The sequence below is a fragment of the Bacteroides sp. 1001136B_160425_E2 genome (genome assembly GCF_015559655.1).
Lineage (GTDB): Bacteria > Bacteroidota > Bacteroidia > Bacteroidales > Bacteroidaceae > Bacteroides > Bacteroides luhongzhouii.
Genome location: NZ_JADMQH010000002.1, coordinates 16,703 through 36,230, shown reverse-complemented (window position 1 = coordinate 36,230; position 19,528 = coordinate 16,703). Strand labels below are relative to the sequence as shown.

General features: G+C 41.7%; 16 protein-coding genes, 1 tRNA gene and 2 pseudogenes. 3 read left to right on the top strand and 16 right to left on the bottom strand.

The features are described 5' to 3' along the window. Window positions 1–9: 9 nt before the first annotated feature. The 10 genes and pseudogenes from I2I04_RS02120 to I2I04_RS02075 all read right to left on the bottom strand — a co-directional run bounded on the left by I2I04_RS02120 (window position 10) and on the right by I2I04_RS02075 (window position 9,955). Window positions 10–1,035 carry an o-succinylbenzoate synthase gene (locus I2I04_RS02120; protein WP_195654171.1) on the bottom strand — a complete coding sequence of 342 codons (1,026 nt, stop codon included), beginning with the start codon at window positions 1,033–1,035 and terminating at the stop codon, window positions 10–12. A gap of 171 nt (window positions 1,036–1,206) precedes the next feature. Beyond that, window positions 1,207–2,031, bottom strand: a complete 825-nt coding sequence (menB, locus tag I2I04_RS02115) for a 1,4-dihydroxy-2-naphthoyl-CoA synthase (protein ID WP_024986206.1) — start codon at window positions 2,029–2,031, stop codon at window positions 1,207–1,209. A gap of 3 nt (window positions 2,032–2,034) precedes the next feature. Next, a complete protein-coding gene (gene menD, locus I2I04_RS02110; protein ID WP_143257215.1) occupies window positions 2,035–3,702 on the bottom strand; it encodes a 2-succinyl-5-enolpyruvyl-6-hydroxy-3-cyclohexene-1-carboxylic-acid synthase in 1,668 nt (555 codons plus the stop codon). A gap of 19 nt (window positions 3,703–3,721) precedes the next feature. Then, entirely contained in the window at window positions 3,722–4,837 is a 1,116-nt protein-coding gene (locus tag I2I04_RS02105; protein WP_195472490.1) for an isochorismate synthase, read from the bottom strand. Further along, window positions 4,834–6,066, bottom strand: a complete 1,233-nt coding sequence (locus I2I04_RS02100) for a Cof-type HAD-IIB family hydrolase (protein ID WP_143257213.1) — start codon at window positions 6,064–6,066, stop codon at window positions 4,834–4,836. Before I2I04_RS02100 ends, I2I04_RS02105 begins: the two co-directional genes overlap by 4 nt. A gap of 84 nt (window positions 6,067–6,150) precedes the next feature. Beyond that, a complete protein-coding gene (locus tag I2I04_RS02095; RefSeq protein ID WP_143257212.1) occupies window positions 6,151–6,513 on the bottom strand; it encodes a DUF488 domain-containing protein in 363 nt (120 codons plus the stop codon). A gap of 65 nt (window positions 6,514–6,578) precedes the next feature. Further along, window positions 6,579–8,336 (bottom strand): helix-turn-helix domain-containing protein, encoded by a 1,758-nt coding sequence (locus tag I2I04_RS02090; protein WP_195472488.1) that lies wholly within the window; start codon window positions 8,334–8,336, stop codon window positions 6,579–6,581. Between the two features lie 214 nt (window positions 8,337–8,550). Then, window positions 8,551–8,827: pseudogene (locus I2I04_RS02085) on the bottom strand (YoaP domain-containing protein); the annotation flags it as partial. A gap of 5 nt (window positions 8,828–8,832) precedes the next feature. After that, window positions 8,833–9,768, bottom strand: a complete 936-nt coding sequence (gene rlmF, locus I2I04_RS02080) for a 23S rRNA (adenine(1618)-N(6))-methyltransferase RlmF (RefSeq protein WP_195654170.1) — start codon at window positions 9,766–9,768, stop codon at window positions 8,833–8,835. Window positions 9,769–9,870: 102 nt separating this feature from the next. Continuing rightward, window positions 9,871–9,955 (bottom strand) — tRNA-Ser (locus I2I04_RS02075). Window positions 9,956–10,089: 134 nt separating this feature from the next. Between I2I04_RS02075 and I2I04_RS02070 the strand changes: the two genes are divergently transcribed. The 3 genes from I2I04_RS02070 to I2I04_RS02060 all read left to right on the top strand — a co-directional run bounded on the left by I2I04_RS02070 (window position 10,090) and on the right by I2I04_RS02060 (window position 14,958). Beyond that, window positions 10,090–12,591 carry an endonuclease MutS2 gene (locus tag I2I04_RS02070; protein ID WP_195654169.1) on the top strand — a complete coding sequence of 834 codons (2,502 nt, stop codon included), beginning with the start codon at window positions 10,090–10,092 and terminating at the stop codon, window positions 12,589–12,591. Window positions 12,592–12,677: 86 nt separating this feature from the next. Further along, complete coding sequence (gene corA / locus I2I04_RS02065; RefSeq protein ID WP_143257209.1) at window positions 12,678–13,730, top strand: magnesium/cobalt transporter CorA; 1,053 nt, start codon at window positions 12,678–12,680, stop codon at window positions 13,728–13,730. A 19-nt stretch (window positions 13,731–13,749) separates the two neighbouring features. Further along, the gene (locus I2I04_RS02060) at window positions 13,750–14,958 is read left to right on the top strand and encodes an L-serine ammonia-lyase (RefSeq protein ID WP_143257208.1); all 1,209 of its coding nucleotides are present in this window, start codon (window positions 13,750–13,752) and stop codon (window positions 14,956–14,958) included. Between the two features lie 64 nt (window positions 14,959–15,022). Here the strand turns inward: I2I04_RS02060 and I2I04_RS02055 are convergent, their stop codons facing one another. The 6 genes and pseudogenes from I2I04_RS02055 to I2I04_RS02030 all read right to left on the bottom strand — a co-directional run bounded on the left by I2I04_RS02055 (window position 15,023) and on the right by I2I04_RS02030 (window position 19,512). After that, window positions 15,023–15,523 (bottom strand): PepSY-like domain-containing protein, encoded by a 501-nt coding sequence (locus tag I2I04_RS02055; protein WP_195472429.1) that lies wholly within the window; start codon window positions 15,521–15,523, stop codon window positions 15,023–15,025. Window positions 15,524–15,560: 37 nt separating this feature from the next. After that, window positions 15,561–16,007, bottom strand: coding sequence for a PepSY-like domain-containing protein (locus I2I04_RS02050; protein ID WP_195654168.1), 447 nt, complete (start codon window positions 16,005–16,007; stop codon window positions 15,561–15,563). A gap of 192 nt (window positions 16,008–16,199) precedes the next feature. Then, window positions 16,200–16,292, bottom strand: a complete 93-nt coding sequence (locus I2I04_RS02045; protein ID WP_004295819.1) for a smalltalk protein — start codon at window positions 16,290–16,292, stop codon at window positions 16,200–16,202. A 137-nt stretch (window positions 16,293–16,429) separates the two neighbouring features. After that, a pseudogene (locus tag I2I04_RS02040) lies at window positions 16,430–16,594 on the bottom strand (DNA-binding protein); the annotation flags it as partial. A 733-nt stretch (window positions 16,595–17,327) separates the two neighbouring features. Continuing rightward, a complete protein-coding gene (locus I2I04_RS02035; RefSeq protein ID WP_195654166.1) occupies window positions 17,328–18,413 on the bottom strand; it encodes a glycosyltransferase family 4 protein in 1,086 nt (361 codons plus the stop codon). A 31-nt stretch (window positions 18,414–18,444) separates the two neighbouring features. After that, window positions 18,445–19,512, bottom strand: a complete 1,068-nt coding sequence (locus I2I04_RS02030) for a radical SAM/SPASM domain-containing protein (protein WP_195654165.1) — start codon at window positions 19,510–19,512, stop codon at window positions 18,445–18,447. Window positions 19,513–19,528 lie beyond the last annotated feature (16 nt).

Sequence of the window (19,528 nt, the reverse complement as noted above, 5' to 3'; positions counted from 1 at the left end):
TAAATACCATCATTTACAAAACCATAAACAATCTTTTCTTATTTCAAGAGGCACTTCCACGTTGTCTGTAAAGAGCGCCCCTGTTCCCAGTCCCTGCGGCAACGGATTGCTGAATGTTGCACACCACTGTGCAATAGCGTTCAAACCAATGTTTGATTCCAGTGCGGAAGTAATCCACCAGCCGATATGATGCTTTTCTGCTTCGATAATCCATTCATCTCCTCCGCATATTCCTCCATGAAGGGAAGGTTTTATAACGATATATTGCGGACGGACTGTTGAAAGCAGTTCTTGCCTTTTTTCCAGCGTGTTGCATCCTATCAATTCTTCATCCAAAGCGATCGGTAACGGAGATTCGGAAGCAAGACGGGCCATTTCCTCCCATTGTCCGGCACGGATCGGCTGTTCGATGGAATGCAAATCAAGTTCGGACAGACGTTTCAGTTTTTCCATTGCATCGACCGGAGAAAAAGCACCATTTGCATCTACACGCAACTCTATTTCCTTGGAAGAATAACGCGCACGAATATGACGCAGTAATGTCAGTTCTTCTTCAAAATTGATGGCACCTATCTTTAACTTGATGCAGCGAAACCCAGCTTCCATCTTTTTCTCAATCTGGGATAACATGTTCTGAAAATCTCCCATCCAGATAAGACCGTTAATCGGAATTCCAACTTCTCCACGTGAGAAAGCCGTATCACTTAAAGCCCAGTTTCCTGCAAAGAAATGCCGGATGGCTGTTTCCAGACCAAATAAAATTGATGGATAGTCACACAAGCCATCCATATCCAATCTGCCTTGTTCCCTCTCTACTTTCCGACAGGCTTTCACTAATATATCTTCGTAATCAGGAAGATCGTCACAACTTAAAGCGGGCAAAGGTGCACACTCTCCTATTCCCACTCTGCCAGGGAAGTCAGGAGAGGTGAAATGAAGATACCAGACTTTACGCGTGGTATATGTTCCCCGGGAAGTTCCGGCAGGCTGCTTGAAATGGAGCAATTGGGGAATAATTTCTATTTTACAGTTCATCGTGCATAATTTTTCAATTCACCACAGAATAACGCAGAGTCTCATGAAGTTTTAGTAAGTTATATCTCTTGCAGTTCTCCTAGCGTTCTCTCCTCACAGTCTTGCTTTGCAGAAAATCGGGATTAAGCGCAGAAAAAGCAAACTCTGTGGTACTCTGTGGTAAAACCGATTTTAGGGAAATTTCGGATATTGTTTGAAGTTCGGTTTACGTTTCTCCAAAAACGCATTTTTCCCTTCCTGTGCTTCATCTGTCAGATAATAGAGCAATGTTGCGTCACCTGCCAGTTCCTGAATACCTGCCTGACCGTCGAGTTCGGCATTCAATCCGGCCTTAATCATACGTAAAGCCAACGGACTGAGCTGCATCATTTCTTCCGCCCACTGCACATATTCATCTTCCAACTGCTCCAAGGGAACTACTTTATTCACTAATCCCATATCCAATGCTTCTTGTGCATTATACTTCCGGCAGAGGAACCAGATTTCGCGTGCTTTCTTCTGCCCCACTACACGTGCCAGATAAGACGCACCGAATCCGGCATCAAAGCTACCTACACGAGGACCTGTCTGACCGAAAATGGCATTTTCCGACGCAATGGACAAATCACATACCACATGAAGTACATGTCCGCCGCCAATGGCAAAACCGTTCACGGCAGCAATTACTGGTTTCGGGATGCTGCGAATCTGCTTTTGCACATCCAATACGCTAAGACGAGGCACACCGTCTTTTCCGATATATCCGCCACGTCCTTTCACATTCTGGTCGCCACCCGAACAGAATGCCTTATCACCGGCTCCGGTAATCACAATCACATCAATATCCGCTTCTTCACGGCAGATGCGCAATGCGTCACTCATTTCAGCAGTAGTTGTCGGAGTAAACGCATTCCGATAACGCTCACGGTTAATCGTGATACGGGCAATTCCATTATAATAATCAAAAAGAATATCGTCGTATTCTCTAATGGTTGTCCACTCTCTTTGTGTTGACATAATCTATTTTTGTTTTAATTGATGATAATAATTTTTCAACATGCGTGCGTCCTTGTTTTTGTTGGTAAACACCTCTAAGAGCACAGGCTGTTCCATAGCTTCCGGTTGAGTGAAAGTTGTCATCGCTTCAGCCAGTTCTTCGTCATTTTGCGCTTGCAGATAGAGGAATCCACGTTCCTCTGCCCAACCTTTGGCCGACGTTTTATGGACTGCCGCAATAAATTTATGTGATGTACCCGACATATCCAATCCCGGCAAGGTATGGAAAATCTCTCCTCCTCCATTATTTAACAGAAGGATACGCAGATTGGAGCGAACGTTGACATTCCACAACGCATTCATATCATAAAAGAAGCTCAAATCTCCGATAGCTATAAAGTTCAGTTTGTCGGAAGCTGCCGCATAACCGACAGCAGTAGACAATGAGCCTTCAATGCCGCTTGTTCCCCGATTGCAACAAACTTCAATCGTAGAAGGAATTGAGTATAATTGCGCATAACGCACCACTGAACTGTTTGCCAGATGCAAGGCACATGACTCCGGCAAGGCTTTCAATAACGTACCGACGGCAGACATTTCCGAATAAGCAAACTCCGGTTCGGGAATGATCTTGCAATAGTTTTCCCACACACGGGGATATTCAGGAGTCCGATTGTCCAGCAAACTGGCTATCTTCTCCAAAAACTCGAACGGATCCATTTCGATCACCGTAGTTAATGAGCCGTACAAATCGACCACCTCACCGTCCGGCGATACGTGCCAATGTTCTTTAGGCGGATGCTGACGGAGAAACTTCTTCAATCGTTTGGAAACGACATGTCCCCCATAAGTAATCAGCAACTCTGGAACCATCTGATCTACCTTCTCTGCGGGCATGGCATAAAGCGCCGCATCGAAGTTCTTTACCGGAATACCGGGAACTGTCTGGTTGCCGATATGTTCCGTCAACCAGGCAAAATGCTTATATAATAACTTGATATATCTTTTTTCAAACAGGTAGATAAGATTCATCTGACCGATGATAATCATACGCTTCTGGTATTTATTCATCCGGTCGACCAAATCGTTATAATCACGATCGTAGACGTTCAATCCCTGATAACGGGTAATGACACGCACTTCAGGAAGCGAATCGACCGTAAACTGGAACAATGGTTCAGAAATAGGGACATTTATATGTACCGGTCCTTTTCCATGATGGTTCGTCTCCAGCAATGCTTCATTCACCAGACGATTGCAATACCATTCATCTTCTTCCGTATGAATCTCCGGAAGGTTTACCGACTTCTTGACCAACGTCTGAAATACGCCCGGTTGTGGTACAGTCTGTCCATCCATCTGCCCGATCCAGGCAGCAGGACGGTCTGCAGAAATAATGACCAGAGGAACATTTTGATAAAATGCTTCTGCCACAGCCGGATGAAGGTTTAATAATGCAGTACCGGAAGTGCAGCAGACAGCTGCAGGCTTACCACCATTCAACGCAAGACCGATGGCAAAATAGCCGGCACTCCGTTCATCAGTCACCGGATAGCAGGTAAAATTCGGATGATTAGACAAAGTATGCACTAGGGGCGTGTTACGACTACCCGGACACAACACAACCTTAGTAATCCCATGCGCCTCGAGTAACGCAACCAACTGAAGTATGTTCTTCTTGTCTGTATACATGATGATAATTATTAGTAGTTTATGATTTTAAAGGAGGCACTGCAATCAGCCGTTTGATAGTTTGCAACTTCTTCTCCGTTTCCAGCCATTCGTCATTCAATTCCGAAGAGGCCAATAATCCACCGCCGGCATAAAGAGTGAGTTGTTTATCTTCGATATGCATACAGCGCAGGTTTACATACAAGTCTGTTCGTCCTTCCGGATCAAGCCATCCGATAAAGCCGGAGTAATAGCGTCGGTCGTAACCTTCGTTCCGCAAAATAAACTGATAGGCTTCTTCCTTCGGCAAGCCGCATACGGCAGGTGTCGGATGCAAAACTTTCAGAAGATCTCCCAAACCTTTATTATCTTTCAAAGCGAACCGGAAATCGGTTTTTAAATGTGACAAAGCACCGGCATAAGCAGGAAATGGTCCGTTCTCCGTAGAATGGATATCCAGTGAAAGAAGCTGACGGCGGATATAAGAAGTGACATAATCCTGTTCTTTCCGGTTCTTTTCATCCCACACTTGCGGTAGTCTGCCATCTTGTAAAGGCTGCGTTCCGGCTAGCGCAACCGTATGCCATTCGTCCTTCTCACCCGATAAAATGATTTCGGGAGTGCTTCCCAGCCAGATACCTGTCTGCGGAGTATAACATAAGTATATATACGAATGAATATAACGTTTACAAGCCGCCCGAAAAATGGACGAAGGAGAGAAATCAGCTACTTTATCAACTGTAAGATGACGGGAAAGCACTAGTTTATCAAAAGTCCTGTCACGTAACGCATTTATAAAGGTATGAAAGCATGCCGCATATTCCTCCGTGGAAGAAGTCAGAAATGATTCTTGTCCTTGCAGGCACAACGCTACCTCCCGGTCTTCCTCCGTATCATCATCCATCGGTAAAGGCTGTCCCCACTGATCGGGTTGAATCAATACAACCGGACATGACTCACTCACCTGAAACGGAGCAATTACAAATCCTCTCTGTCCGTTCAGTTCTTTCAGATCGTATATCAAGCGGACCGTTCCTTCCGCCTGCGTCAACAGACGGGGAACTTTCTCTCCGGGAATACGGTAAACAGCAAACGGCTGTTTACGCTGAATAAATGCATCAATAGTTGTCAAGTTACTTATTTCTTCGTCGGTCATCTCTTTTTCATCACGCTGTTCACTACCCGTATGGAAGACACCAGTTTGTTTGTTGAAGTAAACACGTCTACATTCCATACGTGGGAGGAACGTCCTTTATGTACAACGGTTCCTACTGCACGCACTGTATCCCCTTCATGTGCAGAAGATATATGGTTTCCGCTGACCTGCATTCCTACTACAATCTCGTCCGGCTGGCAAAGAATCATTGAACCAAGTCCGGCAACTGTTTCCGCCAATGCAAGAGTAGCTCCACCATGCAAAATGCCAAAAGGCTGACGGGTACGATGGTCTACCGGCATCGTTGCTTCCACACGGTCTTCGTCGGCATAAGTATATTGAATTCCCAAGTTTCCCATCAATGCGTGGCGTGCCTGCGCATTCAGTTGGTCAAGGGGAATTTCGGCTGCACGCACTTCGGCTATGATAGCCTTCTCCACTGCAACGGCCACTCCGTCTTCCTCATTCGAAGCGGTCACATAATCGGCACAGGCTTTCACCGAGTCTTGTGAATGTCCCATAGCTACGCCCAGCCCGGCCAATTGAATCATTGTTACGTCACACACACCGTCGCCCACAGCAATCACTTCCTCGCGCTTCATATCCAGCACCTCCAGCAAAGCACCCAGAGAATTGGCTTTATCAATGGCGCAGGGAACTACTTCCAGAAAATAAGGCTCCGAACGAAATACGTCCAACGCTCCATTCAGTCTTCTCTTCCAGTGATCTTCCAGACCAAGCAGTGCTTCTTCATCATCGCTGACCAGCATACACTTACAAGGCGCAAAATCAATGGCAGCAGAAAATTCTTCTTCTTTGATTATTTGCAGGTTATTCAACCGGGCTTCATTTTGGATATGTTCATTTTCAGGAGAATCCGTTATGATCGTATCATCATGATAAGTGAATAAGGCAAAACCGTTTTTACGGGCTTTCTTTTCCAGATACGGCAACATTTCGGGATTAATCCGACGTTCAAACAGAATTTCCCCGTTTTGTGCATTGATAATCTGACAGCCATTATAGGAAAGGATAAAACCTCCATAGTTTCCAAGTTCGAGCATCTTGGCCAGCGGCATCAGGCCATAAGTCGGTCTGCCGGATGCCAGCACAATACGTACTCCCATTTGCTGAACCTTCAACAGGGCAGCCAATGTACGTTTACTAATTTCTTTCGCATCATTGAGGAGTGTTCCGTCTACATCAAGAACCAATAATTTATACTTCATGATTACACGATTTTGATTTAGATTACAAAGGTAGGAAATTGAGTGAACGACAGAAAGCGTAAACAGATAAAAATTACTTTAATTTCACTCTTTCAGACGCATTTCCAGATAATCGCGAAGGATACGGGCATGATTATACACCGGTTCTTTGGAAGCGTAAAGTAGTGTTATCACCGGATGCGGTTTGATAAGAGTCAGAAAATCAGCCATTGCGGGAGAAGCATCGAGTTCTTTCTGATACTGTACGACAAAATCTTCCCAATGTCCGGGAATATCTTCATGAAACCATCCCCGTAATGTGGAAGACGGTGTAATATCTTTTGCCCAGTAATCGTACTTCAGCCATTCTTTCTTCATGCCGCGTGGCCATAGTTTATCTACCAGTACCCGGTAACCATCTGTTTCTGAAAAATCTTCGTAAACCCGCTTTATCCTAACCTGTATCATTTCTATTTATAGTTAATTATAAATAGATAAACCGGAAAATGCGAAAATTGTTTAGCGAAATCCATTCAATTTCGTAACGAATCCTGTGCTTTTTTAAATTCGTAAGGAGTCATTCCCGTCTTTTTCTTAAAAAGGCTGTATAAAATCGGGGTGCTATTAAATCCGGCCTCATCCGCTATGGCACGTATTGTATAGTTGGGATACTTTTTCATCAGTTCAATGGCATAATTAATGCGCAATTCATTGATATATCCATTGAAATTGGTTCCGGTACATTCTCTTATCATCCTCGCAAAACGTGCGTTATTTAGATGTACGATTTGTGCCAGATCTTCTCTCGACAATTCTGAAGAAAGATATAACTGTTTCTGAATAACGATATCATTCAGCTCCTGAAATATCTTTTTATTCTCTTCTTCCTCCCCACTTTCTTTATTTGTTTCATCCAAAAGTTCTTCCTGCTCTTCAGATGAAATCAGTTCCGGCTCCAAATCCGATGAGATAGCCAATTGCTCATCCGCTTCCGACAACTGATTACCGTCTTTTCTGTTGGCAAATTTTTCATTTATAAGTTTGGCAAGCATCCTATTTTTATACTCGACAATATGGTTGAAACGCCACAAACGCCACAGTATAAACAAGATAAGTACAATTATACATATCAAAAAGCAGAGTGAGATATTTCTTATCTTTAATTGAGAGGCTTGTTCGGCAATATATTCCTCCTTTTCAGAAGCTCCGTACATCGCATTCAATTCCAATGCTGCATTTTCCTTGTCTCTATTATTGATACTATCTGTTATCGCAATAATAGTTTCGCGTATCGCTGCCGCTTCTTTATAACGATGCATACCCAGATAAGCTTGTACTTCTTTATTTAGAATAGTAAGATATTGAGCATTCAAGGTATCTTGTTGTGTCCTTAACAATTCTTTGAAGTCTCTGCAATTATCAATTACTTTCTCATATTGTCCGGAAAGGGTTAAATAAGGTATCGAATACATTTTACCGTCCGGAGTTTGAGATTCTTTCAATGCCTGATATTGCTGGTAATATTGTTCCGCCTGAACATATTTCTTTTCAAGACAGGAGATATAGGCCAATTTTGCATATAAGTAACTATATTGACCATCCACGTACCCTTCAGGAATTTGGGGTAATTTCTCTAATTTTTTAAGAAGTTTCTCACGTTCATAAGCAAGACTCAAAGCTTCCTTGATACGAGAGTCAGTCATTAGAAATCCCATTTCGGCCCCATAATAATAAGAAAGCAACATCATCTCCCGCATATCCTTTGAACCGCGCAACAATTCAATAGTACGGTCAAAATATTTGTATGCCTCATCCTTTAATGACAACCTCCAATTATTCTCTCCTATACAAAAAAGCAACCTGGCTTCGGCTTCCCGATCTTTTAGTTTCTGCGCCTGCGTAATCCCATTAAGAGCATATCTCATACTCTCATTATATTTACTCATCACAGATGAAAGTTCGGCCATAAAAACCGTCATCTTCAACATATGCTTCGGTTCCCTTTGAGATATGGAGTCAAGCAGATATGACTTTCGGGCATACATAAAAGCCAGTTTATTCATATACATATTACGGTATGACAAACTACGTAATTCGTAAATCAGCCGTAAAGAGAATGCCTTTTTGCTTTCTGCCTCGTCTAATAACTCTAAAGCACGTTTAGGATCGGAAATATAAATATTTCTGATATATTTTTCAGTATATAGAGAATCATTATTTATTATTTTATCAGCCCTCGAAAATTGATTGTGTACAAATAAAAGCACAAAAATACATACCCAAAAACGCATAAATTCCTTATCGTGTTTAATCATTTAGCACCCAAAGGTATGTATTTTCTATAAAAAGTGCAAGGCGCATTTTAATTTTGCAAAATTAAAATAAGAAACATTAGCTATCGTAAAAAGAGTAAAGACACAGATTGTGTCTTTATTATTCACTATCGAGACACAGTCATCCTTATTATTCAATCTCTAATTCCTGATCAATATTTCTCTCATAAAATCACAAGCTTAAAGCTTTTCCCAACCGCCCTTCAATACATACACTTAAATCGGTCGTAACAAACTTCCCATTATAAAAAAGAGTAAAGATAGTGGCTGGGGTAGGCGCATTTTGTGCCTGTTCCATAGTTTCTAATTTTATTATTTTTAATGGGAGATCTTTACTCTTGGCTGCATTGACCCAAAGAACCGCGAACATGGAATTCAGTAAACGGACAGCGATGAGTATAATACACTACTATTCCATCCCGGTCGGGACACTCACCAGTCAATACACTGATTGTTATGAATTATTAGAAAATCTCCAGGCTAGTATTCTGCTGCTTTTAGTTCCTTGCTGCATTCTGATAATCTTATACTCCGATACATTCACAGACTTCAATTTAGCACATAGCTTTTCGAGATTCTTTTCCTTTGAAACCAAGCTGGTGAACCATCCACAGTTCTTCTGATATTTCTGACTCTCGGAAATCATATTCAGTATAAAACGGATTTCTCCACCCTCACACCAAAGTTCATTCGCACTCCCGCCAAAATTTAATTGTACTTTTTTCACCTTCACACCTTTCAGACTACTTAATTTACGCAAGGTCCCATCTTCCGCTTCCTTCCTAGAGCTATGAAACGGAGGATTACATATCGTAACATCAAAATATTCGTCAGGCATGATAATTCCCTCAAAAATCTTCTGACTGTCTTTCTGAAGCCGCAAGTCAATCTTATGTGCCAATACCGGGTTACAAGTCACTATCTTCCGTGCATTCTCAATCGAAACCGGATCAATATCACTGCCCACAAATGTCCATCCATATTCTGTGTGCCCTATAATCGGATAAATACAATTTGCGCCTACCCCAACATCCAGACATCTGCATTTCGATTTCTGTTCGTTCACATCCTCGTCCTCTGCCTGCAAATCTTTCACTACCCTATCCGGCTGAATAAGATCGGCAATATAATGAATATAATCCGCTCTTCCGGGAATGGGTGGACACAAGTATTGTTTCGGTATATCCCAGTACCGAATGCCATAATAACTGATTAACAATGCTTTATTTAAAGCTTTTACTGCTTGCGGATTAAAAAAGTTTATAGTTTGTACACCCAGAGGATTAAGTGATACGAATTTCTTAAGTGGAGGATAATTTTCTATCAACAACGGAAAATCGTATTGACCATTGTGTTTATTTCTTATATGTAACTCACCTTTTTGTGCCATGCCGGCAAAGATACAGAGAATCTTCCATTTTTGATACACATACACAAAATAAAAAATCCCTGCAAAGTATAACTTTACAGGGATTTTTTTATTGATTAAAAGCGGAGAGACAGGGATTCGAACCCCGGGTACCTCGCAGTACAACGGTTTTCAAGACCGCCGCAATCGACCACTCTGCCACCTCTCCAAAACTCCTTTATCAGAAGTGCTTTCCGTTGAAAGCGGTGCAAAGGTACGAATCATTTTTAAATCTGCAAACATTCTGATATTTTTTTCGCGAAATAATCGTATTTTTGCAGTCCATTAGCAAGAACCAAAGATATGATATACCCTCAAAATTTTGAGCAAAAGATAGGATTCGACCAGATCAGACAGTTACTAAAAGATAAGTGTCTTAGCACTTTAGGCGAAGAAAGAGTCACAGATATGACCTTTTCGGAGCAACATGAAGAAGTTGAGGAGAAATTAAACCAGGTAACAGAGTTTGTCCGCATCATCCAGGAAGAAGACGGATTTCCCGATCAATTTTTCTTTGACGTCCGTCCCTCACTAAAGCGAGTGCGGATAGAAGGAATGTATCTGGACGAGCAAGAACTATTCGACCTGCGCCGTTCATTAGAAACCATCCGCGACATTGTACGCTTTCTCCACCGAAATGAAGATGAAGAAGAGAACGACACCCCCTACCCCAGCCTGAAACGACTGGCAGGAGATATAGCTGTTTTCCCTCAACTGATAGGAAAAATAGACGGTATCCTTAACAAATATGGAAAAATCAAGGATAATGCTTCCACCGAATTAGCCCGTATACGTCGTGAGCTTGCCAGTACGATGGGAAATATTTCCCGCTCGTTAAACAGCATCCTACGCAGCGCACAATCCGAAGGATACGTAGATAAAGACGTAGCTCCCACTATGCGTGACGGACGTTTGGTGATCCCCGTCGCACCCGGACTCAAACGAAAAATCAAAGGTATTGTACACGATGAATCCGCCAGCGGAAAAACAGTGTTTATAGAACCGGCGGAAGTCGTAGAAGCCAACAACCGTATTCGCGAACTCGAAGGCGACGAACGGCGCGAAATCATTCGCATCCTTACCGAGTTTTCAAACGTGCTCCGTCCGTCTATCCCGGAAATTCTTCAATCATACGAATTTCTGGCAGAAATAGATTTTATCCGTGCGAAAAGCTATTTCGCCATACAGACCAACAGTCTGAAACCTGCCGTAGAGAATGAACAATTACTGGACTGGACAATGGCCGTACATCCTTTACTACAACTCTCACTTGCCAAACATGGAAAGAAAGTTGTACCACTGGATATAGAACTGAATCAAAAACAACGCATCCTTATTATATCCGGTCCGAATGCCGGAGGCAAGTCCGTCTGTCTGAAAACAGTCGGTTTACTGCAATATATGTTGCAATGCGGTATGCTCATCCCCTTGCACGAACGCAGTCACGCCGGCATATTCAGCAGCATCTTTATCGATATTGGTGATGAGCAATCTATTGAAGATGATTTGAGTACCTACTCTTCTCACCTGACCAATATGAAAATCATGATGAAGAATTGCAACGAACGGAGCCTCATCCTGATTGACGAATTCGGTGGAGGTACGGAACCGCAAATTGGAGGTGCTATTGCCGAAGCCGTCCTGAAACGTTTCAACCAGAAAGGAACATTCGGAGTCATCACCACCCACTACCAGAATCTGAAACATTTTGCCGAAGATCATGAAGGAGTAGTGAACGGAGCCATGCTTTACGACCGCCATCTCATGCAAGCACTTTTCCAGCTACAAATCGGAAATCCGGGAAGCTCGTTTGCCGTAGAAATCGCACGAAAAATCGGATTGCCGGAAGATGTCATTGCAGATGCTTCGGAAATCGTAGGAAGTGAATATATCAATGCCGACAAATACCTTCAGGACATCGTGCGCGACAAGCGTTACTGGGAAGGAAAACGTCAAACTATCCGTCAACGGGAAAAGCACATGGAAGAAACCATTGCCCGCTACCAAACGGAAATGGAAGAGTTGCAGAAATCACGGAAAGAGATCATCCGGCAAGCAAAAGAAGAAGCGGAACGGATGCTTCAGGAATCCAATGCACGCATTGAAAACACAATACGCACAATCAAGGAAGCACAAGCTGAAAAGGAAAAGACACGCCAGGCACGTCAGGAACTGACAGACTTCCGAACTTCTTTAGATGCGCTGGCTTCTAAAGAGCATGAAGAGAAGATTGCACAGAAAATGAAGAAATTAAAGGAGAAACAAGAACGGAAGAAAAATAAGAAAAACGAACCGAAAGCCGTAGTCTCTTCCCCGTCAAGTGCTCCTAAAGTAGTACCGATTGCAGTAGGTGAGAATGTAAAAATCAAAGGACAGACAAGTGTCGGTCAAGTGATGGAAATCAGTGGTAAAAATGCGACCGTTGTTTTTGGAAGTATAAAAACGACCGTAAAAATAGACCGCCTGGAACGTACCAATAATGCACCCAAGACGGAAGGAATCGCCAAAAGTACCTTTGTCAGTAGCCAGACACACGATCAGATGTACGAAAAAAAGCTTAGCTTCAAACAAGACATTGATGTACGTGGAATGCGTGGAGACGAAGCTCTGCAAGCAGTCACCTATTTTATCGATGACGCCATATTAGTCGGTATGGACCGTGTACGTATCCTTCACGGCACAGGAACGGGAATACTTCGTACACTTATCCGCCAGTATCTGGCCACTGTACCAGGAGTCAGTCATTATGCTGACGAACATGTGCAGTTTGGCGGTGCCGGAATCACAGTAGTCGATTTTGACTAACCTGTAAACAAAACGTCCAAAGAACTTGTTCTCATTTAGAAAACCACTACCTTTGTTACAGTGGTTTTCTAAAACGAGAATAAAGCATGAAGAATAATCTGTTAAGCGAAAAACTTATTTACACAGGAGACAGTCATACTCCTACCCACTTACATCTTTGTACTTACAACGCTACCGAGATGCAGGAAAGTGCTAATGACACCTTTCAAACCATCAAGGGAACACTGACCAGCGATCGGATCAATTGGCTACAAATACACGGAATGAAAGATACAGAGACTATCCGTGAAATTTGCAGTCATTTTGAAATAGACTTCCTAGTCCTGCAAGATATACTGAATGCGGATCATCCGACCAAGATAGAAGAGCATGACAAATACATCGTCCTGATCTTAAAAATATTCTACCCCAACGAACATAAAGAAGACAACGACCTGGACGAGTTGCTCCAACAGCAAGTCTGCCTCATTCTAGGTAATAACTACGTACTTACTTTCCTCGAAAAAGAAACCGACTTCTTCGATGATGTCAGTTCCGCCCTTCGTAATGATGTCCTGAAGATACGCAGCCGCCAAACCGATTATCTACTTAGCGTGCTGCTCAACAGCATCATGGGAAACTATATTTCAACAATCTCTTCCATTGATGACGCACTCGAAGATTTGGAAGAAGAACTGCTCACCATCACCAGCGGCGATGACATTGGTATTCAGATTCAGTCATTACGACGCCAATATATGCTGATGAAAAAATCCATCCTTCCACTAAAAGAACAATATATAAAGTTACTGCGGGCAGAAAACCAGCTCATTCACAAAGTGAACCGTGCCTTTTTCAATGATGTGAACGACCATTTGCAATTTGTATTACAAACCATTGAGATCTGCCGGGAAACTCTTTCCTCATTAGTCGATCTGTACATCTCCAACAATGATTTACGTATGAACGACATCATGAAGAGGTTAACCATCGTATCCACCATCTTTATCCCTTTGACATTTCTGGTCGGAGTATGGGGAATGAATTACAAATGGATGCCCGAGCTCGAATGGCAATATGGGTATTTATTTGCCTGGATTGTAATGGCAATTATCGGTATTATTGTATATTTGTACTTCAGAAAAAAGAAATGGTATTAACAAAAACACATCATCAGCCATGAAATCGATTAAAGAGCTATACAGGATAGGCACAGGACCTTCCAGTAGCCACACTATGGGACCGCGCAAAGCTGCCGAAATGTTTCTGGAACGTCATCCGGATGCTGCATCTTTTAAAGTAACCCTTTACGGCAGTTTAGCTGCTACAGGCAAAGGGCACATGACGGATGTAGCCATTATAGACACCTTACAACCCACTGCCCCGGTAGAAATTGTATGGCAACCCAAAGTCTTTCTACCATTCCATCCGAACGGAATGACATTTGCGGCTCTGGATAACAACGATAAAGTACAGGAGAATTGGACTGTTTATAGCATCGGAGGCGGTGCACTAGCAGAAAACAATGACAATCCAACCATCGAAAGCCCCGATGTATATGGTATGGAAAACATGACTGAAATACTCCAATGGTGTGAAGATACCGGAAAAAGTTATTGGGAATATGTAAAGGAATGTGAGGAAGAAGATATATGGGACTATCTGGCTGAAGTATGGGGCACCATGAAAGATGCCATTCATCGTGGGCTCGAAGCTGAGGGCGTACTACCCGGACCACTAAATCTCCGGCGAAAAGCTTCCACTTATTACATACGTGCTACCGGATACAAACAATCCCTTCAATCCAGAGGACTCGTCTTCTCTTATGCTTTGGCAGTAAGTGAAGAAAATGCTTCCGGCGGTAAAATAGTAACCGCTCCTACCTGTGGTTCCTGCGGAGTCATGCCTGCCGTACTTTATCATCTTCAAAAAAGCCGTGACTTTAGCGATATGCGCATTTTACGTGCGTTAGCTACTGCCGGCTTGTTTGGCAACATCGTCAAATTCAACGCATCCATTTCCGGAGCAGAAGTAGGTTGTCAGGGAGAAGTAGGTGTTGCCTGCGCAATGGCTTCGGCTGCCGCCAATCAATTGTTCGGGGGCAGTCCTGCACAAATTGAGTATGCAGCTGAAATGGGCTTGGAGCACCATTTGGGAATGACTTGCGACCCAGTCTGCGGATTAGTGCAAATCCCCTGCATCGAACGAAATGCATACGCCGCTGCACGTGCGCTAGACGCAAATCTTTATTCAGCCTTCACCGATGGTATGCACCGCGTCTCTTTCGACAAAGTAGTGCAAGTGATGAAACAGACCGGCCATGACCTGCCATCACTCTATAAAGAAACAAGTGAAGGAGGATTGGCCAAGGATTACAAACAAATGTAATTATAAAAAACAACGGACTATTCCTTTTATAGAAATAGTTCGTTGTCATTTTTATGATTAAAAGTTATTCAGTTGGCGGCCAATTCGTATCGTCTCCATTACTGATATCTTTCTCATGTATCAATCCGCCATCCTGCGTGAAATAAAGCGAGTAGCGCTGGCTACCTTGTTTCACCTGAATCACAGATTCCATCGGATTCTGTGGAAATGTTAACACATATACATCTGTCACTACCCACGCGTTATATTTAGAATCTATAAAAGCCGTATAAACAGCCGGCACCAACTGATCAATACTGTTCAGTTCATTTTCTGTCATCACCCAGTTGGCATTAGCATCAAACCAGACTTCCAATTCATCATTGCTCACCCAACAGTCAGCTACATAATAAGCACCTTTCATCTCCCATTCTATATTCTGGGCAGCCGGATATACCTGTTTCAAGGCCTCCGTAATATTACTGGGCGGAACAAAAGTATCATCATCGTCATTATCACATGCGCCGAAAGAAAGGGCAGTCACAAGCAACACTACTGCCCATGCGCTAAACTTAAATCTCCACATAGTTATCTTTTTGTTTAGGTCTATTTACTGCAACTAGTTAATCATCAGCCTTGATAAATTTTCCTTTCTTATCAAATTTGAAAGAAAGCCCGGTAGACAATTCAATCTCATACCCTTTGCGGTCACGTTCCACTTTCGTCACTCCTTCATTCACAAAATTATGTGCTTTCAGGTAGTTGACAGCAAATCCCGGAACAATACTAACAGGAACAGTCTGTCCTTTCTTTGCACTTACCTCTTCCCAGTTTCCCTTACTGTCAAAATCAATTTCCGTACCATCCATCAATAACACTTCATACTTGGTAGATTCCATCATATCCTTATCAATTTTGATATGAGCAACCTGTGGTTTTGTAAAATTACTATTGATAAAATTACGTGCCGGAAGCGGCAACTGATTCATGTCTTTAGTTATCACATCTTTTGCGAATGAAAACTGCATGGCTACCAGAGCCAGTACAAGTAGAGATAGAATTTTCTTCATGATCGTTATTCTTTTAGCGTTAATACTATACTTTATTCTATGCTACAAATAACGATACAGATTCCAGAAAGATTTAGGAATATTATGAGTTTGCTCTTTTTTTGTATTCTTTAACCATCCTAAAAAACAGGCGGGATTTAATAAACCCCGCCTGCCATTCAGACCTAACTATATCTATTTATAAGATACCAACTACAAAGTTGCCGCCTGCACGCCAACCACTCCGGCAATTGCACCGGCAACAGCAATAATCACTTTCAAAATGATACTCCACGTTTTCTTCATAGACATTTTTATTTTAAAATTAAACACTAAAACACCCTAACGAGTAATCGTCAATTAGCAACTCATCAAGCTGCCGGATCCGGTGCTTCTCCGCTACCGCCACCTTCATTTCCATCACCTTCGCCTTCCCCCGGTTTTTCAATATCACCGACAGACAATGAAGAACGATCTCGCATTTTCTGCGCAATATATTTCAGATTAACAGACTGACCTAAAGTGATCAGATGCAGATAAAATCTTTTAGGAGAATTGGGAACACGCGGATCCGTTGGGCGCGTAATGACTTTGTAAATTACACTCATACTACGTTTTTTTAAAGATTTAAATTCAGATTATTTATGTTTCGTTGATCAACGATGCAAAGGTGTGGCTTTTATTCCAGATAGAAAAAGAAAAGCCCCTTGCGGAGCTCTTTTTATCCAATTAGATAGTTATTATATTAGTTATCAACAATATAGTTTTAAAAACAATATGCCAACGATCTTCACAGACAGCTGGCATATTTCACATATAGATACATATCAGTCTTTAAACCGATATGAGGGCTAAGTTAGAAATATACCGCCGTACTCTTTCCAACCCGCATCATGTAGGGATTTCATGAATTTATCATGAATCTAGGGACCTACATATTTTTTGGTACTCATTGTGTAATTATCGAGCCTTTTTACGCCTCTTAGCCCACTATGAGTTATTATTTTATTAAAAAGTTATGATTTCAATTTTGAAATATCAACGATCTTCACAGACAGTTGATATAGTGGGAAATTCACATCGGCTTTAACCTCCGATGTCAGGGCGTAGATTAGAAATGCGCCGTCGCGCTATTTCTAATCCACAATGTAGGAGAATCATGCTGTAAACAGCATGAAGCTAGGGACCTACATTTTTTTCATCTCACATACGAAACACTCACGTGTTTATTACATCTCAACATTTTCAACATTTATTTTATACCATATCTTTTTCTTGGATAAATCGTTTTATCATACGTATTATCATTAGCATTATTAACTAATATTTCATTAGAGGATATTATTGTAATACTAATTTATATACATCTATTACCTGTTTTGCTATTACATCCCAATTATATAAACTCATATCGTACTCTATCCGACGCAGCCTTTGTTCCATCTGCTCTTCTAGTTTTTCTTGTAGCTGTTCTACATCCCCTACTTTGAAATAACATGAATAAGGTAACCCCACTTCCATATTTGCTGGAATATTGCTTACAATGACAGGCAATTTATAGCTCATAGCTTCCAATAATGCGATGGGTAACCCTTCATGTGAAGATGGAAGAACAAAACAACATGCATTAGCAAGTAAAGAATGTAATTTCCGACCTTTTATAAAACCAGTTAATACTACTCCACATTCTCTCGACCTTTTTTTCAAACTGCGTGAGTAATCATCCTCAAAATCTGCGTCCCCCGCCAACACTAATTTATAGTCACTTGCACATATTCCGGCAAAAGCTTCTACTAAATGATGAAGATTCTTTTCAGGAACAAACCGACACATACCCAAAATATACTTTCCTTTCTCAATCCCCAATTCATTAAAATATTCTGGATAGTCACAAACCTCAGGCTCCGGAACTCCATTGTTAATTAAATGGCAGTCTCTTCTACCATATTTTCTCACCAGAAGATCGTTAATGACTTCAGATATAACAATTACTTCATTAGCAAAAATCGTTCCCATACGCTCTCCTAATTTCAGCATTGTTTTAGCAAAAAAGCCCCATTTATCACGATCATAATCGGGACCATGGTGAGTAAACACAACCTTTATTCCTAGTAGTCTAGCTATAGGCACAAGTAAAGCCGGACCGATAGCATGAATATGAACAATGTCAGCTTTCTGGAATTTAGCTTCAAGAATAGCCTTGAAAGTATGTACGATTGCTTCAAAAGATTTCTTTTTAGGAGTTTCTATATCAATAAGCCTCACATTTTTGTATTCAGTCATGGTATCTTTCACATAACTTTTCCGACGTATTATTGTTATATCAAACCCCATTTCAGCAATTCGGGGAAATAACTCTTGACAATGCGTTTCAACACCACCCAAAATATCTGGGATACCACGAGTTCCGGTAACAAAGATCTTCATAGAATTAGTACAAAAAATACGTGTTCTATAATCAAAAAACTTCCCGCAAGTCTCCTTGGGAAGGATCTTGACCCACATTATACCAACATTTGTCCAAACAAGCTGTTTTTCCCTGCAAACTCCGTAATTTATTTTTTAAAGCCCATTTCAGCGGATACTTTATATATTTATGCATTACAGGTGAAGCCGTTCCTACCATCCAGCAGTTTTTAGGGCAACGACGTACCATTTGGCGTACTTGTTCTGCTTGTTCCCCTTCCCATATTTCTTTGAAGTTGGGAGTCTCACGAATATTCCCCATACTCTTTTTCCAATACTTCTTTTCTAAACCATTACAGGGATAAATATCACCATAGGGCTCTACAAAAAAGTTCATTTCGCCAGCTTGACAGGGCAACATACGCCGTGAACCTTCTATATAATTGATTAGTCCCATATTGAAAAAAGCCCGCATCCATGATTTAGGATGTTTTTCTTTAAGTTGCAGATTTATCAGTTTTTCAAAATCGCCACAAACCTCCTCCTTATTGGTTATCACATTATCATCTTTGTGAAAATAATAAGAGTTATGAAAAGCAGCTGTAGCAAATTCCATACCCAAAGACCGGGATAGTTGATAAAGAGAAAGCATATCTTTAGAGTTGTTGTTGGAAACAGTACAACCGAAACCTATATCTTTCACACCCATATCTTTTAATGTAAGCAAAGTCCGAAGTCCTTTGTCGAAACCTCCCGCATGTCCTCTAAGCTCATCATTTTTACAACTAAGCCCTTCGATAGAAATACGGATACCAATATTAGGGAATTTCTTAGCCAAGGCTATTACCCGGTCCTCATACCAACCAGAAGTCGATATAACCACGCGAGGAGATTTTGTGAAACACACTTCTACTATTTGATCCAGATCTTCACGAATGAACGGTTCGCCACCGGTTAGATTGATGAACTTTACAGAAGGTAACAATTTGATTTCTTCGGGAGTTATTTCCTTCCTTTTATCGGTCGGATGTTCCCATATATTACACATTTTACAGCGCATCGGACAACGATAAGTTGTGATGATGCACATATCCGTAGGTTGGGGAATATTTTTTGACATTGTTTATATAATTAAA

Bases quoted from the DNA above. Each gene is read 5' to 3' on its own strand.
- I2I04_RS02120 (WP_195654171.1), bottom strand. From the start codon at position 1,035: ATGAACTGTAAAATAGAAATTATTCCCCAATTGCTCCATTTCAAGCAG.
- menB (WP_024986206.1), bottom strand. From the start codon at position 2,031: ATGTCAACACAAAGAGAGTGGACAACCATTAGAGAATACGACGATATT.
- menD (WP_143257215.1), bottom strand. From the start codon at position 3,702: ATGTATACAGACAAGAAGAACATACTTCAGTTGGTTGCGTTACTCGAG.
- I2I04_RS02105 (WP_195472490.1), bottom strand. From the start codon at position 4,837: ATGACCGACGAAGAAATAAGTAACTTGACAACTATTGATGCATTTATT.
- I2I04_RS02100 (WP_143257213.1), bottom strand. From the start codon at position 6,066: ATGAAGTATAAATTATTGGTTCTTGATGTAGACGGAACACTCCTCAAT.
- I2I04_RS02095 (WP_143257212.1), bottom strand. From the start codon at position 6,513: ATGATACAGGTTAGGATAAAGCGGGTTTACGAAGATTTTTCAGAAACA.
- I2I04_RS02090 (WP_195472488.1), bottom strand. From the start codon at position 8,336: ATGCGTTTTTGGGTATGTATTTTTGTGCTTTTATTTGTACACAATCAA.
- rlmF (WP_195654170.1), bottom strand. From the start codon at position 9,768: ATGGCACAAAAAGGTGAGTTACATATAAGAAATAAACACAATGGTCAA.
- I2I04_RS02070 (WP_195654169.1), top strand. From the start codon at position 10,090: ATGATATACCCTCAAAATTTTGAGCAAAAGATAGGATTCGACCAGATC.
- corA (WP_143257209.1), top strand. From the start codon at position 12,678: ATGAAGAATAATCTGTTAAGCGAAAAACTTATTTACACAGGAGACAGT.
- I2I04_RS02060 (WP_143257208.1), top strand. From the start codon at position 13,750: ATGAAATCGATTAAAGAGCTATACAGGATAGGCACAGGACCTTCCAGT.
- I2I04_RS02055 (WP_195472429.1), bottom strand. From the start codon at position 15,523: ATGTGGAGATTTAAGTTTAGCGCATGGGCAGTAGTGTTGCTTGTGACT.
- I2I04_RS02050 (WP_195654168.1), bottom strand. From the start codon at position 16,007: ATGAAGAAAATTCTATCTCTACTTGTACTGGCTCTGGTAGCCATGCAG.
- I2I04_RS02045 (WP_004295819.1), bottom strand. From the start codon at position 16,292: ATGAAGAAAACGTGGAGTATCATTTTGAAAGTGATTATTGCTGTTGCC.
- I2I04_RS02035 (WP_195654166.1), bottom strand. From the start codon at position 18,413: ATGAAGATCTTTGTTACCGGAACTCGTGGTATCCCAGATATTTTGGGT.
- I2I04_RS02030 (WP_195654165.1), bottom strand. From the start codon at position 19,512: ATGTCAAAAAATATTCCCCAACCTACGGATATGTGCATCATCACAACT.